This is a genomic window from Acidimicrobiia bacterium (assembly GCA_035471805.1).
In the GTDB taxonomy this organism is placed as follows: Bacteria; Actinomycetota; Acidimicrobiia; order Spongiisociales; family JAHEDJ01; genus JAHEDJ01.
The window spans coordinates 13,310-32,705 of the sequence record DATIPS010000057.1; the positions used below are offsets into that span (position 1 = coordinate 13,310).

The window sequence follows — 19,396 nt, forward strand, 5'->3', positions numbered from 1 at the left end:
TTCCGTCTTGTGTGATGTCCCGGTACCTGGAGCCGGTTTCTACCTCTGGTCCATGCTGATGAACTTGCGCTCGGATTCACCGACGTAGATCTGCCGTGGACGACCGATCCGCGTGGTCGGGTCGAAGCGCATCTCCTTCCACTGGGCGATCCAGCCCGGGAGCCTTCCGATGGCGAACAGCACGGTGAACAGGTCGACCGGGAATCCCATCGCCTTGTAGATGATGCCCGAGTAGAAGTCGACGTTCGGATAGAGCTTGCGCTCTGCGAAGTATTCATCCGACAAGGCAACCTCTTCGAGTTGCTTGGCGACATCGAGCATCGGGTCGTCCTTGCCGAGTTTGTCGAGCACATCACCTGCGTAGCGCTTGATGATCCGAGCCCGCGGGTCGAAGTTCTTGTAGACGCGGTGACCGAATCCCATGAGCCGGAACGGATCATCCTTGTCCTTGGCCTTCTCGACGAACTGCTCGACGTCGCCGCCGCCCTTGATGATCTCATCGAGCATGACCACGACCTGCTGGTTCGCTCCACCGTGGAGCGGGCCCGACAGGGCATGGATGCCCGACGCGACCGATGAGAACAGGTTGGCTTGTGATGAGCCGACCATCCGCACGGTCGATGTCGAACAGTTCTGCTCGTGGTCGGCGTGAAGGTTCAGCAGGACGTCGAGAGCCTTGGAGATGACCGGGTCGACCTCGTAGGCCTCGGTCGGGTACGAGAACATCATGTGCAGGAAGTTCGACGTGTAGTCGAGGTCGTTCCTCGGGTACTGGAATGGTTGGCTCAGGCCGTACTTGTATCCCCAGGCCACCAAGGTGATCATCTTGGCGATGAGTCGCTTGGCGCTGATGTCGATGGCCTGCTCATCCGTTGGATCCAGGGCATCCGGATAGAAGGTCGCCAGCGCGGAAACCGCCGACGCCAGCATCTGCATCGGGTGGGCGTCGGTCGGGAAGGCCTCGTAGAGGTGCTTCATGTCCTCGCGCACCAGCGTGTGATGGTTGATGTCGTCGACGAACTCTTCGTACTGAGAAGCCGTCGGCAGCTCACCGTAGAGGCAGAGATAGGAGACCTCGAGGAAAGAAGCGCTGTCGGCGATCTGCTCGATCGGGTAGCCCCGATAGCGCAGGATGCCTTTTTCCCCGTCGAGGAAAGTGACCGAACTGAGCGCCTCTGCCGTGTTGGCGAATCCCTTGTCGTGAGTGACGAATCCCGTCTGCGCGCGCAGCTGGTTGGTATCGATCGCCACTTCGCCTTCCGTGCCGACGATCACCGGTAATGTGATCTCTCGATCTCCCACTCGTAGTACGGCCTCGTCCATATCGATCTCCTTTGTTGCGTACCTCTAGGACTCGTCCTTTTGGGCCGCGTCGATCACCTTCTGCGCTTCCTGATGAGGCATTTCCTCATATCGTGCGAACTTCATTTCGAAGAACCCGCGGCCTCCGGTCATCGAGCGAAGGTCAACCGCATACCGCTGCATTTCTCCGAGCGGTGCTTCGACGGTGATAACCCGTAGGTGGCCCTCGGTGTCCATTCCGAGAACGCGCCCACGTTTGGCGTTGATGTCGCCGATGACGTCACCCATGAAATCTTCCGGCACGCGGACCCTTGCTTCGACGATTGGCTCCAGGATCACCGCTCCGAGTTTCGGAGACGCCGCACGGAAGGCCATGATGCCGGCCATTCGGAAAGACATCTCGTCCGAATCCACGGAATGGTATTTCCCGTCATAGAGCGTGGCCTGTACGTCGACCACCGGGTACCCGGCGAGCGGACCTTTCTCTAGGGCCTCCTGGACCCCTTTTTCAACGGCGGGTATGAACTGGCGGGGTACGGAGCCACCTTTGGTGGCGTTCACGAACTCGAAACCGGTACCGCGCGGAAGCGGGGCGAACTTGACGAACGCTACGCCAAACTGGCCACGACCGCCGCTTTGCTTCTTGTGCTTGCCTTCGGCTTCGGTAGTGGCCGTGATGCTTTCCCGGTAAGGGACGGTTGGGATAGCGGTGTCGATTTCCACACCGAACTTCCTGTTGATGCGCGCTGCGGTGACGTCGAGGTGGTTGTCGCCGAGTCCCGACAGCACCGTCTCGTGGGTCTCCGGTCGTCGTTCGACGGCCAGCGTCGGGTCCTCTTCGATGACCTTCTGGAGAGCTACGGACAACTTGTCTTCGTCCTGGGATGACTTAGGAAAGATCGCCACCGACATCACCGGGCTCGGGAAGGACACCGGTTTGATCCGGATACCTGTGCCCGGGGTGACGAGAGTGTCGCCCGCCAGAACGTTGTCGAGTTTGGCGACTGCTGCGATGTCTCCGGTGACGATTTCCGTTGCGTCGTGGTGGTCCTTGCCTTGCATGAAGAACAAGTTGTGCATGCGCCCGCTACTGGAGCGGGCGGCGTTCTCGAGGTTGTCGTCGACCTTGACCGATCCGGAGAAGACCCGGAACAGCGATATGCGGCCGACGTATGGATCCGAGTGGGTTTTGAACACGAAGGCGGTCGCCGGTCCGTCTGCCGACACGGCCAGTTCTCCGGACTCCATCGGGGGAGCGGAATGCTCCAGGGGATTGGGTCCGAACTCGACGATGAAGTCTGCCAGGGTGTCGATCCCGATCAGCGAACCGGCCGATCCGCACAGGACGGGGAATATCTCTCCGTGGAGCATTCCCGAGTGCACCGATGAGATGATCTTGTCGCGAGACGGTTCCTCGCCCTCGAAGTACCTCTCCATCATTTCATCGTCGGTCTCGACCACCGCTTCGATGAGGGTGGTATGGGCACCGGACACGAGGTCGACCATGTCTTCCGGGAGTTCAATTTCAGATGATTTGGACTTGCCGCTGTATCCGAATGCGCGGCTGGAGACGACCCTGACGATTCCGCTGAGGTTTTGCTCGGAGCCGATTGGAAGCTGAATCGGCGCGATCCGCTTCCCGAAAGTCTCGGTGAGTTGCTCGAGAGTCCGCTGGAACGAAGACCGTTCTCGATCGAGTTTGTTGATGAATACAACGCGCGGGATCCTTTCCGCGGCGGCGGCACGCCAGAGTGCTTCTGTTTGCACTTCGACCCCGTCGACGCCCGACACGACGAAGATGGCCATGTCGGCGACCCGGAGGGCGGCGAGGGCATCACCGGTGAAGTCTGCATATCCCGGTGTGTCGAGGATGTTGATCTTGTGGCCCTTCCACTCGCAGGAGGCCACTGCGACGTTCAGGGAGATCTGTCGTTCGATCTCTTCGGGTTCGAAATCGGTGACCGTGGTGCCGTCTTCGACGCGCCCCACCCGTGTGGTTGCGCCGGCGGTATTGAGGAGAGCTTCGGCGAGACTCGTCTTCCCGGCGCCGCCATGTCCTACCAGCACCACGTTGCGGATTCTCTCGGGAATCACGCTACCTCCTTGTACTTCGGGTTCACGGGGATACTAGTTGCGGTGAGGCGGCCGGATTCCTGCTACGTTTGGCAACTCCGCGGAGAAAGTCTCCTGATGATCGAACAACGAGCTCGAGGGCATATCGAACGCTACGTCGAACCGATCGGCCGCGTTCTCGTGTCTGCTCGCTTCACGCCGATGACCGTGACCATCGTGGGATTACTCCTCGTGGTCAGCGGAGCGGTCCTCGTCGGGTTGGAGGTCACGGTTCTCGGAGCGTGGATAGTCGCGCTCGGATCTGCACTCGACGGCCTCGATGGAGCGGTTGCCCGCCTGTCGGGCAAGGCCTCGAAACGGGGAGCGTTCGTCGACTCAGTTTCTGATCGGCTCGGTGAGACCGCCATGTGGGCGGGCCTTGCCTTTGCAGTTTCCGATGAGACCTCCGTCCTGGCCCTGCTCTGTGTGCTCAACCTCGGCGCATCCCTGCTCGTCTCGTATCTGCGAGCGCGAGCCGAGTCCGTCGGAGCCGACGGCCGGGGCGGTCTCATGGGTCGCGCCGAAAGGGTGATCCTCTTCTCCGCCGGGTTGGTCTTCAACTTCGTTCCGATAATGCTGTGGGTGATGGCAGCTCTCACCTGGATGACGGTCGCGCAACGGTTCGCTTTGGTGTGGCGACGACTCGAAGACTGAAACGCGCCGCGTCGTACATTGCCATCAGGGCCGCCGCCGGCGCGATGGCGATCGTTCCAGAGCGTCTCGCGTTGTCCATCGGCCGGATTGGTGGCCGCGTCGCATGGTTGATTGCAGGCGAGCGGAGGAAGTTGGCAATACGTCACATGCGACGCGTCGCCGGCGAAGAAGGTGCCGAACAGCGTGCACGCCGGATGTACTCCCAATACGGCCGGTACTGGGCGGAGGTGTTGTGGATGCGACCGCGCCGGGCTCACGGTGCCTGGAAGAGGGTGACTGTTGAGGGTCTCGACCGCGTGCTGGCGGCCCGCGACGCCGGGAGCGGCATGATCTTTGCCTTGCCGCACCTGGGAAACTGGGAGATCGCCGGAACGATCGCTTTGCACGAGCAGATAGAGTTGCTGGCGGTGGCCGAGAAGCTCGGCAGCCGCCGTCTCGTCGACTGGTTCGTGGAGCTTCGTAACATGCTCGGTATCCAGATAGTGCTCGCGGACGGGACCCGCGAGGTTTTCCGGAGGATGTTCAGCATGATCGAGCGTGGCGGAGCGGTCGCCCTCCTCTCGGATCGTGACTTGAGCGGTCGAGGCGTCGAGGTGGAATTCTTCGGTGAGAAGACGACTCTGCCGGGTGGTGCCGTAAGCATCGGTATGCGCACCGGGGCCCCTGTGTTTCCTGTCGGCTCGTTCTTTCAAGAGGGCCGTGGCCATCGAGTCGTGGTCGGCCCACCTATCTCAATCCCAACCGAAGGTTCTCCGGATCAGAGGCTGTCCGCCGGCGTACAGGCGTTGGCAGGTGCCCTCGAAGATCTTGTGCGGGTGGCTCCCGACCAATGGCATCTCCTCCAGCCGAACTGGCCGTCCGACCGGGCACTCCAGTGAAGGTGGCCGTCGTATCCCCTTATGCCGTCGACCAGCCGGGCGGCGTTCAAGACCAGGTCATGGGGATAAGCCTGCGCCTCGCCGGCCACGGCATTGATTCTTGGGTGGTGGCACCCGGGCTGTCCGGCCCACCCGGTGCCAGGCTGGTGGGAAGAGCCCTGAAGGTTCCCGCCAACGGCTCCCGGGCGCCGATCGCGGTGAATCCATCGACACTGCGACGCGTCGGAGAGGCCGTAGAAGGCGCCGACGTCGTGCATCTCCACGAGCCGCTGATGCCGCTGGTGGGATGGGGTCTCCTGCGGAAGGTGGCTATTCCGACCGTCGGGACCTTTCACGCAGACCCCTCGACGCTCGTTCGCGCCGCCTACCGCCGCCTCGGTCCGATCACACGGCGCCTGGTGCGCGGATTGGCGAGTGTCACGGCGGTGAGCGAGGTGGCTGCCTCGGCGGTGCGGTCGTTGAGGCCAGATCTCAGAATCATCCCGAACGCGGTCGATGTCGGGCAATATCGAGGTGAACTCGACAAGAAGCCGCGGCGGATCGTGTTCCTGGGTCGGGATGAGCCTCGCAAGGGATTGGATGTTCTGCTCGCCGCTTGGCCTGACATCATAAGAGTGGTGCCGGCCGCGGAACTCGACGTGATCGGGGCGGACCGTGCCGAGCCGCTTCGAGGCGTCCGGTTCCACGGACGGGTCGCGGATTCCGAGAAACGCAGCATCCTGGGAGAAGCTTCGGTATTCGTTGCGCCGAACCTCGGCGGTGAGAGTTTCGGGATCACCTTGCTCGAGGGCATGGCCGCCGGCTGCGCGGTGGTTGCCTCTGATTTGCCGGCGTTTCAAGCGGTTGGAGGAGACGCAGTCGAGTTCTTCCCGCGCGGGAACGTCGAGGGACTTGCGACCAAGGTCGCCGGGCTTCTGCTGGACGAGAAACGCAGGGTCGGAGTGGCGGAAGCCGGCATGCGGCGATCGGAGATCTACGACTGGACTACAGTGCTGCCTGCGTACATAGATTTGTACCAGTCCGCCCTTTGCGGCCCCTGATCGCATTACCCCCTGAGGCCATGCAAAAGCTACTCGAACGCTTCAAGAATCTCTCCAGTGCACAGCAACTCGCCGCCGGGGGCGGAGCGGCTGTGATACTCATCCTGCTGGTCACTGCTCTACTGCTGTCGGGCGGCGGTGACGGGTCACAGGAAGAGCCGTCGACCACGACTACAACCACCACTGTTGCCGAGACCACGACGACGACCGAACCGGAAACGACCACCACAACCACCCCGCCTGAGGTCACCGGGCAGGTTTGGCCCTTGACCGGTGTGACCGATCCGGAGGCCGTGCCCTCGGCGCCGATTCTCGTGGCGAAGATAGACAACAGCCCATCTTCTCGACCCCAGACCGGGCTGCGCGAGGCCGACATGGTGATCGAGGTCTTGGTGGAGGGCGGGGTAGCCCGGTTTCTCGCCTTCTATCAATCGACGATCCCGATCGAAATCGGGCCCATCCGCAGCACACGCGAGGTAGATCCGAAGCTCATCGCACCGTTTGGGGTCGTGTTCGCTCACTCGGGCGGAGTCGATTCCAACGTACAGGCAATCCGTGAGGTGGCGGTTGATGCCGGCCACCCGGTTCTCGGCGCGGCGGCTTATGCTCGAGACCCGGATCGGCCGGCGGTTTACGACCTCATGCTGAATCCGGACCCGGCGCTCGAACTGGCCGGGGAGACCAGCGGTGATATCTGGTTCCGGTTCGACCAGGACTTGCCCGAAGGCGACTACGAGCAAGCGCTCACCGTCGACGTGTCGATGTCGCCGTTGACCGACCTCACCTACCGGTGGTCGTCGACGGACGAGGGCTTCCTGCGTTTTCACGGAGACAAGGCTCACCTCGACGACACCGGGGAGCAGGTAGTTGTGAACAACGTCTTGGTGCTCGAAGTCGAGCAATTCGACAGCGGCCGAACCGACGGTGCAGGCAATCCCGTGCCCGATTACCGGGTCACCGGAACCGGTGATGCCTACCTGTTCCGCGATGGGGTCGCCATCCGGGGAACATGGGAGAGAGGCAGTCAGGACGGCTTCTTCAGAATCCTCGACGATGACAGCCAGCCCATCCCACTGGCACCGGGAAGCGTTTGGATCGAACTCATGCCGAACGGCCGCAGTCTGGCCTGGCAGTAGAATCAGTAGAAAAGGAGCACGAGGTGGAACGAGGGACCGAACGAGTCAAGCGAGGGCTTGCGGAAATGCTCAAGGGCGGCGTCATCATGGACGTCGTCAACGCCGAGCACGCAAGAATCGCTCAGGATGCCGGCGCTGTGGCAGTCATGGCCCTCGAACGGGTTCCCGCCGATATTCGAGCCGACGGCGGGGTCGCCCGTATGTCGGACCCGGAAATGATCGAAGGGATCATGGATGCGGTCACCATCCCGGTGATGGCCAAAGTCCGTATCGGACACTTCGTCGAAGCGCAGATCCTCCAGTCGATGGGCGTCGACTACATCGACGAGTCCGAAGTGCTCACGCCTGCCGACGAAGAGCACCACATCGACAAATGGTCGTTCACGACCCCCTTCGTGTGCGGAGCCCGCAACCTGGGTGAGGCACTTCGCCGGATCGGCGAAGGGGCCGCCATGATTCGCACTAAGGGTGAGGCGGGTACCGGAAACGTCGTTGAGGCGGTCCGGCACATGCGGCGCATCACAAACGAGATACGGTCGCTCGCCTCGATGACGCCGGAGCAGCTGATGTCGGCGGCAAGGGATCTGGGAGCCCCGTTCGATCTCGTCCAGGAAGTCGCCGAGACCGGCAAGCTGCCCGTGGTCAACTTCGCAGCGGGGGGGCTCGCCACTCCGGCGGATGCGGCCCTCATGATGCAACTGGGATGCGACGGAGTGTTTGTCGGCTCCGGGATATTCAAGAGCTCGGACCCGTCGGCGCGTGCCAAAGCAATCGTTGAAGCCACCACCTATGCCAACGACCCGGACCAGCTGGTCAAGGTTTCCAGAGGCCTCGGTGAGGCCATGCCCGGCAAGGAGATCGCCGGCCTCGACGTGCAGTTGGCCGACCGGGGCTGGTGAGGATGGGCCCGGTCGGCGTTCTCGCCCTCCAGGGAGATTTCCGGGAGCACCAGCAGAGCCTCGAACGATTGGAAGTCGAGACTCGTCAAATCAGAAGACCGACCGATCTGAACGGCGTGACCGCTCTCGTCCTTCCGGGTGGCGAATCGACGACCATCGGACGGCTGGCCACCCTATACGGAATGATCGACCCACTTCGAGAAGCGATCAGAGGCGGACTGCCGACTCTCGGCACCTGCGCCGGTCTCATCTTCCTCGCCGCCGAGGTTGTCAGGGACGGTCCGCCCCTACTCGAAGTCCTGGACGTCGTGGTCGAGCGAAATGCCTTCGGTCGTCAGAACGAGTCCTTTGAGAACCTGGTGGATGTCGAGGGTCTCGACTCGCCGATCGTCGGCGTCTTCATCAGGGCACCCCGGGTGGTCGGCGTCGGGCCGGACGTCCGGGTCCTGGCCACCCACGCCGAACAGATCGTGATGGTGCGACAGGGCAATGTTCTCGCCGCCGCGTTCCATCCGGAGTTGACGGACGATCTGCGGATTCACGAGATGTTGTTGAGTATGCGGGAGGAGAACTGATGGCAGGTCATTCGAAATGGGCCAACATCAAGCATCGGAAGGGCCGCCAGGACGCGGCTCGCGGAAAGCTGTTTGCCAAACTCGCCAAGGCTATCGAAGCCTCCGCCCGCCAGGGTGGGGGTGATCCGGCGATGAATCCCACCCTGGCGACCGCGATCGCCAAGGCCAAGGCTGCCTCGATGCCCAACGACAACATCGATCGGGCGGTCAAGCGAGGGTCCGGAGAAGGCGCAGATGCCGTCGACTTCAGCGAGGTCTGGTATGAGGGATACGGCCCGGGGGGCGTTGCGGTATACATCCATGTTCTGACCGACAACCGGAATCGGGCGGCTTCGGACGTCCGATCGACGATGACTCGAAACAACGGGAGCCTCGGGGAACCCGGTTCCGTCGGATATCTCTTCGAGCAGAAGGGATACATAATCGCCACCGGAGACGAGGAGACGGTGATGCTCGGCGCCCTCGACGCAGGCGCGGAGGATGTTCGTGAATCGGATGGAGCCTTCGAGGTCATCACACCGCCTTCCGATATGCCTTCGGTCAAAGACGCTTTGGAAGAGCTGGGGGCCACAATCGAATCCGCCGACGTGACCCAGTTGCCCAGCACGACGGTTCCTCTCGAAAGAGAGACGGCAGGCAAGGTGCTACGACTGATCGACGCGTTGGAGGATCTCGATGACGTCCAGGACGTCTACGCCAATTTCGACATACCGGACGAGGTCATGGCGGCACTCAGTGAGTGAGAAGCCCAGGTTCCCCGGTACCCGGTCTCATCGGTACCGTGTCACCTGCGAAATACTCCGTACGGAGCAGCCGGCCGCCTAGGCTCTCGTACATATGTTCGTTTTGGGAATCGATCCCGGACTCACCAGAACCGGATACGGGCTCATCGACAGCACTGCCGACGGACCGCGTCTCCGCGCAGTCGGTGTGATCCGAACCGACACCGGAGATTCAACTGCATACCGTTTGCTGGAGCTGCACCGTGATCTGACCGAGATCATCGAAGAGCACCGGCCGGACGCCATGGCGATAGAACAGGTATTCACAAACAAGAATCTCCGAACCTCGATCGCCGTCGGGCGGGCCTCCGGCGTCGCCCTGCTGGCGGCCGCGGCAGCCGGGCTCCCGGTTCACGAGTACACCCCCACGCAGGTGAAATCGGCGGTGGCCGGCTTCGGCCAGGCCGACAAACGCCAGGTTCAGCGTATGGTGGCTCAGCGGCTCGGACTGGTAGAGGCACCGAAACCGGCGGATGCCGCAGACGCCCTGGCAGTCGCTATCTGCCATCTTCAGGCTTTTCGCCTGGCGGCGAGGATGCCGGGATGATCGGTCGTCTCCGGGGAACGATCGTCGCGCGTCGCACCGACGGTGTGACTCTGGACGTTGCAGGCGTCGGGTACGAGGTCATTGTGACTCCACAGACCCTCAGCTCTGTTCCGGGCGTTGGAGAAGCCGCCGTGCTCCACACCCACCTGCACGTTCGTGAAGATGCGATGACTCTCTACGGCTTCGCGGACGAGCAGGGTCGCGACATGTTCAGGCTGCTTCTGGCTACCTCGGGCATTGGTCCGAAGGTGGCGATGGCGATCCTGGGCAGCATGCGCGTCGATGAGCTTCATCGTGCCGTCATCGGAGAAGACATCGATGCTCTCACGGTCGTTCCCGGCATCGGCAAGCGGAGTGCACAGAGGTTGTTGATCGACCTCAAGCCGAAACTGGTCGACGCAGACTATGTTTCGCTGGGCGGAGACTCCGGGTCCGGACGGGTTCGCGAGGCACTCGAAGGTCTCGGCTACGCGGCCGCGGAGATCCGTGCGATCATTCCCGAGATTCCCGAAGATGCGCCCCTGGAGGAGCAGATCCGTGTGGCGCTGAGGGCTTTGGGGAGGCAAGCATGAGAGACGAGCGGATCCTGATGGCCGACCCAGTGAGCGAGGAAGAGCAGGCCACCGAGCTGAGCCTGCGGCCGCGTCGACTCGACGAGTTCGTCGGCCAGCCGAAACTGAAGGAACGGCTCGGCATCTCGATCGACGCAGCGGCACAGTTGGGCAAACCACTCGACCACGTCTTGCTGTCCGGCCCGCCGGGGCTCGGAAAGACGACCCTGGCAACGATCCTCGCCAACGAACTAGGCACTCGCCTCCGTGTTACGTCAGGTCCGGCGCTCGAGCGACCGGGCGACCTCGCTTCGATGTTGACCAATCTCGAACAGGGTGATGTGTTCTTTGTCGATGAGATTCACCGGCTGCCCCGTATTGTCGAAGAGGTCCTCTATCCGGCGATGGAAGATTTCGAACTCGACATCATTCTCGGCAAGGGGCCGTCGGCTCAGTCGATTCGACTCGACCTTCCTCGTTTCACGCTGGTCGGGGCAACAACGCGCAAGGGCAAGGTGACCGCCCCTTTGCGGGACAGGTTCGGAATCGTCGACAAACTGGATTACTACGAGGCCTCCGATCTGAAGGCGATCGTCACCCGGTCTGCTGCGATCCTCGACGTGGACATCACGGAAGATGGGGCTGGGATAATCTCACGGCGGAGCCGCGGAACCCCCCGAATCGCCAATAGGTTGCTGGCACGGGTCAGGGATTACGCCATCGCCCGCGCCGCCGGCATCGTCGATGAGCCCACGACCCGCAAGGCCCTCGAGATCTTCGAAGTCGACGAGTTGGGCCTCGACAAAGTCGACCGAGCGATAATTGCTTCCATCGTGAACAAGTTCGGAGGCGGGCCGGTGGGCCTGTCCACTCTGGCGATCGCGGTCGGCGAAGAACCGGAGACCGTCGAAGACGCCTACGAGCCGTTCCTGCTCCAGATCGGCCTGCTGCAGCGCACCCCTCGCGGGCGGATGGCAACCGCCTACGCCTACACGCACCTGGGACTCGAGCCACCTGCGACACCGCAGCAGATCCTGCCGGGTACCTAGGAGTCCTCGAAGCCCGGAGGCCGACCTAAGCTTCCTGCTCGATGAAAACGGCCGATTTCTTCTACGACCTGCCGGAGACGGCCATTGCCCAGACCCCGATCGAGCCGCGCGATGCGGCGCGGCTGTTGGACACCCGCGACATGACGGATAGGCGATTCGAGGAGCTTCCCCACATGCTCGAAGCGGGCGATCTCCTGGTCGTGAATCGGACGAGGGTTCGGGCGGCACGCCTGCTGGGAACGAAGAGTGAGACCGGAGGAGCCGTTGAAACCCTCCTTCTCTCCCAGACGGGTGACGGTGGTTGGGATGCACTGATAAAACCGGCACGACGGGTCCGTGCCGGCTTGCGGATCGAGTTCGCGCGAGGGCTCAACGCGGTCGTGCGGCAAGCGCCCGTCGACGGGCGCTGCATCATCGAGTTTCCCGGGCGGGACGATCACGAGTTGCCTGATCTCATCGAGGCAATCGGTCAGGTTCCGCTTCCTCCATACATCCGGGAACCCCTGGCGGACGCAAGTCGATACCAGACGGTCTACGCGAACGAGGTCGGCTCGGCAGCCGCTCCGACGGCCGGACTGCACTTCACGGAGAATGTATTGAAATCCCTCGCCGAGCGGGGAGTCGAAAGGGCGCACGTCGATCTGGAGGTCGGTCTGGACACTTTCAGGCCGATTTCCGTCGAGGAGGTTGAAGACCATCGAATGCACAGCGAGAAGGTGCTGGTTCCCGAGGAAACCTGCGCGGCGATTTCTGCGACGAGAAGAAGGGGGGGACGGATCGTTGCGGTCGGAACCACGGTCGTGCGCTCCTTGGAGTCGGCGGCCGACGAGGACGGCATCGTCCATCCTTTCGATGCTGCAACCGCACTCTTCATCAATCCCGGCTACCGGTTTCGCGCCGTCGACGGTTTGATCACGAACTTCCATGTACCCGGTTCTACCCTGGTAGTCCTCGTTGCGGCGATTCTCGGCAATCGATGGAGAGCGGCATATGAGGAGGCTCTCGAACGGGGGTATCGGTTCTTGTCTTTCGGTGATGCGATGTATGCGGAAGTGAAACGCCTGTGAATCCACCGGTGTCCCTTTCCATAGAAGCCAGGGACGGCCCGGCGCGTGCCGGCAAGCTCTCCACGCCGCACGGAGAGGTTCCGACACCGGGATTCATGCCCGTCGGAACGCGAGGCTCCGTCAGGGCACTGGACACAGCCGACCTCGTGGAAGTCGGGGCGCATATGGTTCTGGCCAACACATACCACTTGATGCTGCGCCCCGGGGCCGAGTTGATCGATCGGCTGGGCGGTCTCCATGAGTTCATGGCCTGGGACGGGCCGATCCTGACGGACTCGGGCGGGTACCAGATTTTCTCGCTCGGTCCGAAGATCGATGACGACGGTGCTTCCTTCCGCTCCACCTATGACGGCTCGCAGGTGCGTCTGACACCGGAGGAGGCCGTTCGTGTTCAAGAACTCCTCGGCCCCGATATCGCGATGGTGCTGGACGAGTGCATAGGGCTGCCGGCTCCCAGAGAACAGGTGCAATCGGCCATGGAGCGAAGCCTCCGGTGGGCCGAACGAGCAGTCGAAGCCCATTCGCGGCCCGACCAGGCGCTGTTCGGGATCGTGCAGGGGGGCGTCGATGATGAGCTCAGGGCTATGAGCGCCAGGGCCACGGCGGAACTGGGGTTTGCCGGGTTCGGGATAGGGGGGTTGTCGGTCGGCGAACCGCCCGAGGAGAGAAACCGAGCTCTCGAGGCGGCGCTGGCCGAACTCCCGGACGGCAAGACCCGCTACGTGATGGGGCTGGGCGATGCCGAGGGCGTTCTAGACGCTATTCAACGCGGAGCCGACCTCTTCGATTGTGTGTGGCCGACACGCCTCGCCCGCCACGGGAAGGTCCTGACTGTCGACGGGGACTTCAATATCCGTCGAGCCGAGAACTCAGACGATGCAGGACCCATTCACCCCGAATGTACCTGCACCACTTGCCGGCGCTACAGCAGGGCGTACCTCCGGCATCTGGTGGTGACCGGTGAACTCGCCGCCCACCGATTGCTGACGATCCACAACCTGCACTTCACTCTGAATCTCTTGAAGGAAGCCCGGCTGGCCATCACGGCCGGTTCCTTTGCCGAGTTCCGCGCGACGGTCGGCGACCGCCGCGCGTTTTCCGATATCGGTCGCGGTAGCTAGCATCCCGCCGGAGCCCGCACAGCGGGCCATCTTCGTGGAGAGCATTGTGATTCTTGCCCAAGCTGCTGAAACTCAGCCAAGTTCATTACCAACACTGATTCTGTTCCTGTTCCTCGGAGCGGTCTTCTATCTGATGATCATCCGGCCCCAGCGTTCGCGCATGCGGAAGCAACAGGAACTGGCCGATTCCCTGGAGATCGGTGACCGGGTTCAGACCGTAGGAGGCATCTTCGGTTCCGTTCGGCGCATCGATGAGGACGGTGTCGTTCTCGATGTGGAGAACGGCGCACTGAAGTTCAGCAAACGAGCTATAGCCACCAAGGTCAACCAAGACTGATGTCCAAACGCATTGTTGCGCTCGCGGCGGTCCTGACGATCGCCTGGGGAGGTGTCGCGCTGGCCGTTGCCACCGACACCGGTCCCGAACTCGGCCTCGACTTGCAGGGCGGTGTTTCGGTGATTCTGCGTGCGCCCGAAGACACCGATGCGGATGTCCTCAAGAGAGCGGTCGAGGTCATGCGGAGACGCATAGAAGCCTTCGGCGTCCAAGAACCGGACATTGTCCAGTCGGGTGATCGCAACGTGCTCATCCAGCTTCCCGGCGTCACCAATCAAGAGCAAGCTCTGAGCGTGATCGGCCAGACGGGCCGATTGTCGTTCCGCCCCGTGCTGGCGCAGCGGGACACCCTCACGGACATCTTCGGCAGCACCGACACGACGCAGGCGGCCGAGGATGAAGGTTCCACGACGACGACGATCCCCGGGGTCGATCCAGTCACAGGGCTGACGATCAAAGACGAGCCGAGCCAGCAGGCTTGGCTGGCGTCCTATCTCCCCGACGGATCCGTCGATGAGGTCTTCCTGCTCGACGGGACCGACCTTCTCGGTGAACAGATCGATGAAGCACTTCCCTATTTCGACCCGACGGAAAACCGCTGGGTCGTGCAGCTCGGTCTCGACTCCACCGGAGCCCAAGCTTTCGAGGCGATGACCAGAGCGGCCGCGCAATACGCCTTGTACGTCGATCCGCAGCGCCGCATCGCAATTGTGCTCGACGGCGAGGTCATGTCCGCACCCTGGGTGACTCCCGATGAGGGCATCGCCGGCGGTACGGCGATCATCAGCGTCGGATCTCAGGAGGAGGCCAACGACTTGTCGGTTGTGCTTCGCTACGGCTCACTGCCGATTTCCTTCGAGCGGCTTGACGTGAAGAAGGTCTCCGCGACGCTCGGGTCCGATTCACTGCAGGCAGGTTTGCTGGCGGGGATCGGCGGCCTGGTCCTGGTAGCCGTCGCCGTCATCGTTTACTACCGGGTCCTCGGATTGGTCACCGTCGTGGGAATCACCGTCTTCGGCAGCCTGTTGATCGCCACCATCGGATTGCTGGGCCGATGGCCGGGCGTGACGCTGACCCTGTCCGGAGTCACGGGAATCATCGTCGCGATCGGCATCACCGCCGATTCCTATATCGTGTTCTTTGAGCGGATAAAGGAGGAGATCCGTGAGGGGCGGCCTTTGCAGCTGGCAGTCGACGAAGGGTTCTCACGGGCATTTCGCACGATCCTGACCGCCGATACCGTCTCCATCATGGGTGCATTCCTCCTGTATGCACTGGCCATCGGTCCGGTCAAGGGTTTTGCGCTCTCGCTAGGGATCGCAACGTTCGTCGACATCGCCGTTGCCTACTTCTTCACCAGGAACGCCGTCGGCCTGTTGGCGCGCACGAGCCTTGGTGAGGGTGGCTGGTTCTCGATACGAGGTGCATCCGGCGTTGCACTCGAGGGAGGCAGATCATGAGCACCTTCTCGCGGTTGTATCGCGCCGAGACCGAATACGACTTCGTCGGCGGACGCAAGCGATGGTTCGCGGTCTCCCTGGCGTTGGTGAGTCTGTCTCTCCTGGGGTTTCTGATCCGGGGACTGAACCTCAACGTCGACTTCGAGGGTGGCGTCACCGTCCAGGTGGACAACAAGACCAACTCGAGTGTGGCCGACATGCGCGAGGCGCTGTCGGGAATAGGGTTGAGCGACGCCCGTATCGAGTTTCTGGAGTCGCTCGACGGCTCCAGCGCCTTCCGTGTGCGGACCCAGGCACTAGACCCGTCGGTTGAAAGCCGGCTGGTTCTGACGGTGGCCGAGACCGCCGGCGTCGGAATCGACGAAACCGACGTAGATGCGGTGGGCCCAACGTTCGGCGAGGAAATCACGCGGCGCGCCGTAGAGGCTCTTCTGGTGTTCCTGGTAGTCGTTGCTTTGTTCATCTCCTGGCGTTTCGAATGGAAGATGGCGATGGCCGGGCTGACCGCCCTGTTTCATGATCTGGTCATAACGTTCGGCGTCTACGCGCTGGTGGGTTTCGAAGTCACTCCGGCGACGGTTGTCGCCGTGCTGACGATCCTTGGATACTCGCTGTACGACACGGTCGTGGTGTTCGACAAGGTGAACGAGAACGTCGAATCGTGGAGCGACAAACACACCTACACCGAGGTAGTCAACAAGGCGATGAACCAGGTGTTGATGCGGTCGATAAACACATCTATGACGAGCTTGTTGCCGGTCGGGTCCTTGCTGTTCATCGGTTCCTATCTTCTCGGCGCCAGCACACTTCGCGAGTTCGCCCTGGCGTTGTTCGTGGGGATCGCGGCCGGCACGTACTCGTCGATATTCGTCGCCTCGCCACTGCTCGCCGTATGGAAGGAAAAGGAGGAATACTGGCATAACCATCGTCGCCGGCTGGAAGGCCGGCGCGATGCGAGAATCGCCAAGACCTCCGCCACTCCGGCCGTCGCGCCGCAGGCATCCAGACCCCCATCTTCCGGCGGGGCCACGCCCAGGCCTCCAAAGAAGAAGCGCAGGAAGCGCTAGGGGCCTGACCCGCCGCCATCTGCGCTGCTTTCTCTACCTGGTACGCTCCGCCCGTGATAGAAACAACGCTTCGCTCGCTGATCCGTGACGTTCCCGACTTTCCAGAGCCGGGTGTCCTGTTCAAAGACATCACACCGGTTCTCGGCAACGCGGATGCTCTGGCCGAAATCGTCGAGGCGCTGGCCGAGCCGTATAGGGAGCGCGGGATCACGAAAGTGGCAGGAATCGAATCGCGCGGATTCATTCTGGCAACGCCGGTGGCGACGGCCCTCGGCGCAGGATTCGTGCCTCTTCGCAAGCCGGGCAAGCTTCCCTACGACGTGATTCGTGAGGAGTACTCACTCGAGTACGGAACCGACGCACTCGAGATGCACACGGACGCGGTCGATTCGAATGATCGGGTCCTGGTAGTCGACGATGTGATCGCAACCGGGGGCACTGCTGCAGCAGCCCTCCGGCTCCTCGAGCGTCCCGGTGCAGACATCGTGGGCATGGTTGTGCTGGTCGAACTCGCGTTCCTCAACGGTCGAGCTGCGTTGAACGGCGTGCCGATGAGTGCTCTAGTTACGTATGGCGACTGAGGCCGAGCATCGCGCCGACGAAGCCCTCGTCGCTGAAGTCGATCCAATCGTTCGCGTGTTCGCGAAGTCCCATCCGGGTGCGGAAATCGACCCGATCATCCGGGCCTACGATGTCGCTCACCGGCAGCACATGGGTCAGTTCCGCATGTCCGGAGAGCCCTACATAACGCACCCTCTGGCGGTGGCGCTGGTACTCGCCGAGTACGGCCTCGACCTCGACACGATCGTCGCCGGCATCCTCCACGACACTGTTGAGGACACGGATCTAACGCTCGAAGACGTCGAGAAGGAGTTCAACCCGCAGGTGGCAGCTCTGATCGATGGTGTCACGAAACTCGACCGGGTGCGTTTCGGCTCGAAGGAAGTCGCTCAGGCGGCCACGATCCGGAAAATGGTCGTGGCGATGGCACAGGACGTGCGGGTTCTCTTGATCAAACTGGCCGATCGCTTGCACAACCTTCGCACCATCGATCCGCTCCCGAGCGAGAAACAGCTCCGCATCGCCACCGAGTCTCTCGAGGTATACGCACCGCTGGCCCATCGCCTCGGCGTGCAGGAGATCAAGCACGAAATGGAGAATCGTTGCTTCAAGATCCTGATGCCCGGCCGATACGCCGAGATCGAGGAACAGATCCAGCAGCGTGCCCCTGCGCGCGGCGCTTCGATCGATGCGGCAGTCGGTGAAGTCCGCGAAGTTCTCGCGGCGTCCGGAATCGTCGCTGAGGTAACCGGGCGCCCCAAGCACCACTATTCGATCTACCGGAAGATGGTGACTACCGGCCAACCCTTCGAAGATATCCATGATCTGATCGGCATCCGCATAATCACCGACGATGTTCGCAGCTGCTACGGAGCTCTGGGCCTGATTCACACGATGTGGCCCCCCGTTCATGGCCGTTTCAAGGACTACATCGCGATGCCGAAGTTCAACCTGTATCAGAGCATCCACACCACGGTGATCGGCTCGGACGCCAAACCGCTGGAAGTGCAGATCCGCTCCCGGGACATGCACGAGAGGGCCGAGTACGGTATCGCCGCCCATTGGCGATACAAGGAGGGAGCCGGCTCCGACTTGCCGTGGATGGCCGATCTCAGGCTCCTCCAGGACGAGCACGACGATCCCGAGGAGTTCCTCGCCCATTTGAAGCTGGACCTCTACCAGGACGAAGTGTTCGTGCTCACCCCGAAGGGCCAGGTAAAGACACTCCCGCGCGGCGCGACACCGATCGATTTCGCCTACTCGATTCACACTGAGGTCGGTCACCGATGTGCGGGCGCCAAGGTGAACGGGCGCCTCGTTCCTCTCGGTACGCGTTTGGAGTCGGGTGACATCGTCGAGGTCATGACCTCCAAGGCCCAGGACGCGGGGCCCAGCCGCGATTGGATGAACATCGTCCGCACCTCTCGCGCCAAGGCAAAGATCCGTCAATGGTTCTCAAAAGAGCGCCGAGAAGCAGCGCTGTCCGAGGGACGCGACCGGGTCGCCACGCTGATCAAGAAAGAGAACCTCGGCCTCAACGCGGCCGACCGCGATAACTCCCTCCTGCAGGTGGCACAAGAACTGGGTCACGCTGAACTGGAGAGTCTGTATGTTGCGGTCGGGGAGGGGGGCACCAGCGCTCAATCGGTATTGACCAGGTTCCTCCGTCTGGTTCGACCTGAGGAGACGATCGACGACCTCCTGGTGCCGCCCAGGCCGCGTAGTGAGATTCGGACCGGTCCGGGAATCATCGTCGAGGGTCTCGATGACGTCTGGGTACGTATTGCCCGTTGCTGTGCTCCCGTGCCCGGCGACGACATCATCGGTTTCGTCACGGTTGGTCGGGGCGTCTCGGTTCACCGTTCCGACTGTACGAACGTCGAGGCAATGGGTGACCGGCGGGAACGGATGATCGAGGTGACCTGGTCTCCCGAGCGGTCGGGTGTCTTTGCAGTGTGGATCCAGGTGGAGGCGCTCGATCGATCCGGATTGCTGCGTGATGTCACGAGCGCCGTTTCGGATCTCGGTGGAAACATCACCGCCTCCTCGTCCGGGACGGGACGCGATCGGGTCGCCATTCTCCGGTACGAGGTAGAAGTCTCGGAACCTGCCCAGGTCGAACGGCTTGTGGCAGAACTCCGCACCGTTGACGGCGTCTATGAAGCGTACAGGCTCGTTCCCGGGGGGCCGGGGGCCTAACTAGTCCCGACACGTCGGGTCCAGATGATTCTACGGAGTCCTCAAGGCCGGCATCTGCG

General features: G+C 62.3%; 19 protein-coding genes. 17 read left to right on the forward strand and 2 right to left on the reverse strand.

The genetic code is table 11. The features are described 5' to 3' along the window. Window positions 1-39 precede the first annotated feature (39 nt). Together VLT15_11410 and fusA are read right to left on the reverse strand one after the other, a co-directional pair. The gene (locus tag VLT15_11410; GenBank protein HSR45819.1) at window positions 40-1,323 is read right to left on the reverse strand and encodes a citrate synthase; all 1,284 of its coding nucleotides are present in this window, start codon (window positions 1,321-1,323) and stop codon (window positions 40-42) included. A gap of 24 nt (window positions 1,324-1,347) precedes the next feature. Next, on the reverse strand, window positions 1,348-3,396 hold the full coding sequence (gene fusA / locus VLT15_11415; protein HSR45820.1) for an elongation factor G: 2,049 nt from the start codon (window positions 3,394-3,396) through the stop codon (window positions 1,348-1,350). Between the two features lie 96 nt (window positions 3,397-3,492). On the opposite strand from fusA, the gene VLT15_11420 reads away from it, so the two are divergent. The 17 genes from VLT15_11420 to VLT15_11500 all read left to right on the forward strand — a co-directional run bounded on the left by VLT15_11420 (window position 3,493) and on the right by VLT15_11500 (window position 19,337). After that, a complete protein-coding gene (locus VLT15_11420) occupies window positions 3,493-4,068 on the forward strand; it encodes a CDP-alcohol phosphatidyltransferase family protein (GenBank protein HSR45821.1) in 576 nt (191 codons plus the stop codon). Continuing rightward, complete coding sequence (locus tag VLT15_11425) at window positions 4,047-4,946, forward strand: phosphatidylinositol mannoside acyltransferase (protein HSR45822.1); 900 nt, start codon at window positions 4,047-4,049, stop codon at window positions 4,944-4,946. The genes VLT15_11420 and VLT15_11425 overlap by 22 nt, the downstream gene beginning before the upstream one ends. Beyond that, a complete protein-coding gene (locus tag VLT15_11430; protein HSR45823.1) occupies window positions 4,898-5,986 on the forward strand; it encodes a glycosyltransferase family 4 protein in 1,089 nt (362 codons plus the stop codon). Before VLT15_11425 ends, VLT15_11430 begins: the two co-directional genes overlap by 49 nt. A 20-nt stretch (window positions 5,987-6,006) precedes the next feature. After that, complete coding sequence (locus tag VLT15_11435) at window positions 6,007-7,122, forward strand: DUF3048 domain-containing protein (GenBank protein ID HSR45824.1); 1,116 nt, start codon at window positions 6,007-6,009, stop codon at window positions 7,120-7,122. 23 nt (window positions 7,123-7,145) lie between these two features. Then, window positions 7,146-8,021 carry a pyridoxal 5'-phosphate synthase lyase subunit PdxS gene (gene pdxS, locus VLT15_11440; GenBank protein HSR45825.1) on the forward strand — a complete coding sequence of 292 codons (876 nt, stop codon included), beginning with the start codon at window positions 7,146-7,148 and terminating at the stop codon, window positions 8,019-8,021. Between the two features lie 2 nt (window positions 8,022-8,023). Beyond that, complete coding sequence (gene pdxT / locus VLT15_11445) at window positions 8,024-8,596, forward strand: pyridoxal 5'-phosphate synthase glutaminase subunit PdxT (GenBank protein ID HSR45826.1); 573 nt, start codon at window positions 8,024-8,026, stop codon at window positions 8,594-8,596. Continuing rightward, entirely contained in the window at window positions 8,596-9,339 is a 744-nt protein-coding gene (locus VLT15_11450) for a YebC/PmpR family DNA-binding transcriptional regulator (GenBank protein ID HSR45827.1), read from the forward strand. The genes pdxT and VLT15_11450 overlap by 1 nt, the downstream gene beginning before the upstream one ends. A gap of 94 nt (window positions 9,340-9,433) precedes the next feature. After that, entirely contained in the window at window positions 9,434-9,925 is a 492-nt protein-coding gene (gene ruvC, locus VLT15_11455) for a crossover junction endodeoxyribonuclease RuvC (GenBank protein HSR45828.1), read from the forward strand. Continuing rightward, window positions 9,922-10,497, forward strand: coding sequence for a Holliday junction branch migration protein RuvA (ruvA, locus tag VLT15_11460; GenBank protein HSR45829.1), 576 nt, complete (start codon window positions 9,922-9,924; stop codon window positions 10,495-10,497). Before ruvC ends, ruvA begins: the two co-directional genes overlap by 4 nt. Further along, complete coding sequence (gene ruvB, locus VLT15_11465; GenBank protein HSR45830.1) at window positions 10,494-11,525, forward strand: Holliday junction branch migration DNA helicase RuvB; 1,032 nt, start codon at window positions 10,494-10,496, stop codon at window positions 11,523-11,525. Before ruvA ends, ruvB begins: the two co-directional genes overlap by 4 nt. Before the next feature lie 41 nt (window positions 11,526-11,566). Next, a complete protein-coding gene (queA, locus tag VLT15_11470; GenBank protein ID HSR45831.1) occupies window positions 11,567-12,592 on the forward strand; it encodes a tRNA preQ1(34) S-adenosylmethionine ribosyltransferase-isomerase QueA in 1,026 nt (341 codons plus the stop codon). Between the two features lie 8 nt (window positions 12,593-12,600). Then, window positions 12,601-13,713: a tRNA guanosine(34) transglycosylase Tgt gene (tgt, locus tag VLT15_11475; GenBank protein ID HSR45832.1), complete on the forward strand. Its 1,113-nt coding sequence runs from the start codon at window positions 12,601-12,603 to the stop codon at window positions 13,711-13,713. A 46-nt stretch (window positions 13,714-13,759) separates the two neighbouring features. Beyond that, entirely contained in the window at window positions 13,760-14,050 is a 291-nt protein-coding gene (gene yajC / locus VLT15_11480) for a preprotein translocase subunit YajC (protein HSR45833.1), read from the forward strand. Continuing rightward, a complete protein-coding gene (secD, locus tag VLT15_11485) occupies window positions 14,050-15,510 on the forward strand; it encodes a protein translocase subunit SecD (protein ID HSR45834.1) in 1,461 nt (486 codons plus the stop codon). The genes yajC and secD overlap by 1 nt, the downstream gene beginning before the upstream one ends. Beyond that, window positions 15,507-16,577 (forward strand): protein translocase subunit SecF, encoded by a 1,071-nt coding sequence (gene secF, locus VLT15_11490; GenBank protein HSR45835.1) that lies wholly within the window; start codon window positions 15,507-15,509, stop codon window positions 16,575-16,577. The genes secD and secF overlap by 4 nt, the downstream gene beginning before the upstream one ends. 53 nt (window positions 16,578-16,630) lie before the next feature. After that, on the forward strand, window positions 16,631-17,158 hold the full coding sequence (locus VLT15_11495; GenBank protein ID HSR45836.1) for an adenine phosphoribosyltransferase: 528 nt from the start codon (window positions 16,631-16,633) through the stop codon (window positions 17,156-17,158). Next, entirely contained in the window at window positions 17,148-19,337 is a 2,190-nt protein-coding gene (locus VLT15_11500; GenBank protein ID HSR45837.1) for a bifunctional (p)ppGpp synthetase/guanosine-3',5'-bis(diphosphate) 3'-pyrophosphohydrolase, read from the forward strand. The genes VLT15_11495 and VLT15_11500 overlap by 11 nt, the downstream gene beginning before the upstream one ends. Window positions 19,338-19,396 lie beyond the last annotated feature (59 nt).